At 57.0% G+C, this 2,661-nt stretch carries 2 protein-coding genes; one reads left to right on the top strand and one right to left on the bottom strand.

Annotation, left to right across the window (positions count from 1 at the left end; genetic code table 11):
• Positions 1 to 80 precede the first annotated feature (80 nt).
• Positions 81 to 1,637, top strand: a complete 1,557-nt coding sequence (locus AAAC48_RS25255) for a DHA2 family efflux MFS transporter permease subunit (RefSeq protein WP_340656836.1) — start codon at positions 81 to 83, stop codon at positions 1,635 to 1,637.
• A gap of 679 nt (positions 1,638 to 2,316) precedes the next feature.
• Here the strand turns inward: AAAC48_RS25255 and AAAC48_RS25250 are convergent.
• On the bottom strand, positions 2,317 to 2,661 hold a 345-nt coding region (locus tag AAAC48_RS25250), incomplete at its 5' end, for a mechanosensitive ion channel family protein (RefSeq protein WP_340656835.1).

Below are 2,661 nucleotides of genomic sequence, written 5' to 3'. Positions count from 1 at the left end.
TCTTCTGACCTTCCTCGATGAGAGACAGTTTGCATAGCGGCAATCCGTCAGTGAGAAATCCGCGCTTTCGGAGTTAAGCCATGTCCCCACATGCCAGATCTATCGTAGCTGCAACGGCGAGTACCTGGTTCGGCTTTGCCGCGCTTTGTATCGGCATGTTCATGGCAATCCTCGACGTTCAGATCGTCTCGACCTCATTGCCGAACATCCAGAATGCTCTCGACATCGATCCCGATCAGATGAGCTGGATACAGACGGCTTACCTGATCGCGGAGGTAGTCGCCATACCGCTGAACGGCTTCCTGACGCGGATGCTGACGATGCGTTGGCTTTTCGTGTTCGGGATAATCCTGTTCACGCTCGCATCCGTCGGTTGTGCCCTGAGCGGCAATTTTTCGGAATTGCTCACATGGCGGATCGTGCAGGGACTCGCCGGAGGAGCGCTCATACCGATCATCTTTTCGGCGGTGTTCATTCTCTTCCCCGGAAATCTTCAAGGCATCGCTACGACGGCTGCTGGCGTCGTGGCGGTGTTGGCACCCACCGTCGGCCCTATGGTGGGAGGCTGGATCACCGAATCTTACTCCTGGCACTGGCTGTTCCTGATCAATGTCGTCCCGGGAATCGTGGCGGCAATGCTTGCGGCCACGTTGTTGCCGCGCGAACAAACGCGACTTAGCGAGATGCGGACTTTGGACATTCTGGCCCTATTGATGATGGCGATCGGCCTGGCCGCACTGGAGATCGCGCTCAAGGAAGCGCCTAAGCGCGGTTGGACGGATGGTCTGATCCTTGGGCTCGCCGCGCTCAGCGCCGCCAGCCTTGCGGGGTTTGCCCATCGCACTTGGTTCAATGTGGTCCCTTTGGTGAATCTGCGCAATTTCAAGGACCTCAACTTTACGATCGGGTGCGCCTTGAGCTTTCTGCTTGGATTTGGTCTGTTCGGCTCGGTCTACCTCATGCCAGTGTTCCTGGCTTATGTCCGCGGCCACAGCGCATTCATGATTGGGACGATGATGTTGGCGACTGGCGTCGCGCAAATCATCGTTGCGCCGGTCGCGGTTCTTCTTGAGCAGCGCATGGACGCAAGGGTCCTCACCGCGTTGGGTTACGCAGTATTCGCCATAGGTCTCGGGTGCAGCGCGTTCCAGACGCCAGCAACGGATGCGGACGAAATGTTCTGGCCTCAGATCATCCGAGGTGTTGCAGTGATGTTCTGCATTTTGCCGCCCACTCGTCTGGCGCTTGGAAATCTGCCGCATCACCGGATTCCGGATGCTAGCGGCCTGTTCAACCTGATGCGCAATCTCGGAGGCGCGCTCGGTTTGGCTTTGATCGATACCGTAATCTACATGCGCGCATCCACACACGGCGTGGACATTGCGAACCGGCTGCTGGCGGGCGATGCACAAGCGGCCGAATTCGTCGGTATTCCTCTCGACAAACTTCGCGGCGACGGCCTCTCAGAGTTTGGCGCAGGAGCCCAAGCCCTCTTTAGTCCGTTGGTTGCGAAGGCGGCGCTGGTGCAATCCATCAATGACGCATGGGCAATGATTGCTTTGATCACATTGATCGCCCTTTTGGTAGTTCCTTTTGCGCGCCCGGTTAGCCATGACCCCCATGCGGTGCCGACCTGACAATCTGACCTGTTACCGGACGGATACGGACGTGAGACACAATGTTACAGATTAACCAGTTGCCCGATGGCATGATCCCTTATTCATCCATTCTTCCCGTTCAGAAGCATGATCCTGGTGACGAGATTTTGGTACTGAGGGACTTGACGAACAAAGGCCCATTACAGAAGCACTATTTCACAAATTCGGCGTCGATCCGATTTGGATGCTCACCGGCACTCCAAGGATTGTGAAGAGTGACCGCACGTATAGGAATCGGGATGATTGGTTCCTGAGCGGTGATCTCACCGATGAGGATCATATGAAAGCGATCATCGCCCGTGTCAACGGGATGTGCTTGAGCATGGCGTTGTTGCATGGATGAGATTTGAAGCATAGTCCGGTTTTTGATGGCGCCGTTATACGGTTGCTTCTTTCACGCGTGGCGGCCGTATTTCGAGGCCGGCATGCCGGCATCACTCGCAATCACATCTCGCGATGGTCCAAGCGCTTCGCGCCGGTCTGCCTGCATTCCCTGAGCCGCCGCCAGAACACCGCCGCACAAAAAGCCCCTATCAGGCATCTCCCTGCAGCGCCACTTGCCCTACACTGTGAAGCGGCGCTCAATTGGACCGGAGTTCACGAGCAATTCAGCAAGTCTAAGGACGCGACCGCACCCCGTCGTTTCCTCTGACGCTCTTCATGCCGCCACTGGCTTCTGTGGATTGGTGGCGGCGTGTTGCGCCGCATCCGCAGTGATCACCGCTTCCGGTTGTGATCCGGCAGGGCTGGAAACCGGCATGGCTTTCGAGGCGAAACAGATGCCATTTTCATCAAACGCTGCCTTGATCATGACGAAGGCGCGACGGCGGACGGCGGCCTGCTCTCCAGGCTTTGTCTTGAGCTTCAGCGTCAGCTTGATCCCATACTCTCCGAAATCCTCGACGCCCTGCATCTTGAGCGGCTCGATGGTGATCGCCTTCAGTTCGGGGTCTTCGGCCAGTTCAAGTCCGATCTTCTTGATGAGCTTGCGCGCCTTCTCCAA

It is taken from the genome of Phyllobacterium sp. (assembly GCF_037994405.1).
GTDB lineage: Bacteria > Pseudomonadota > Alphaproteobacteria > Rhizobiales > Rhizobiaceae > Phyllobacterium.
Note: the sequence above shows the minus strand (reverse complement) of the source record. Positions and strands in the feature narration are given on the sequence as shown.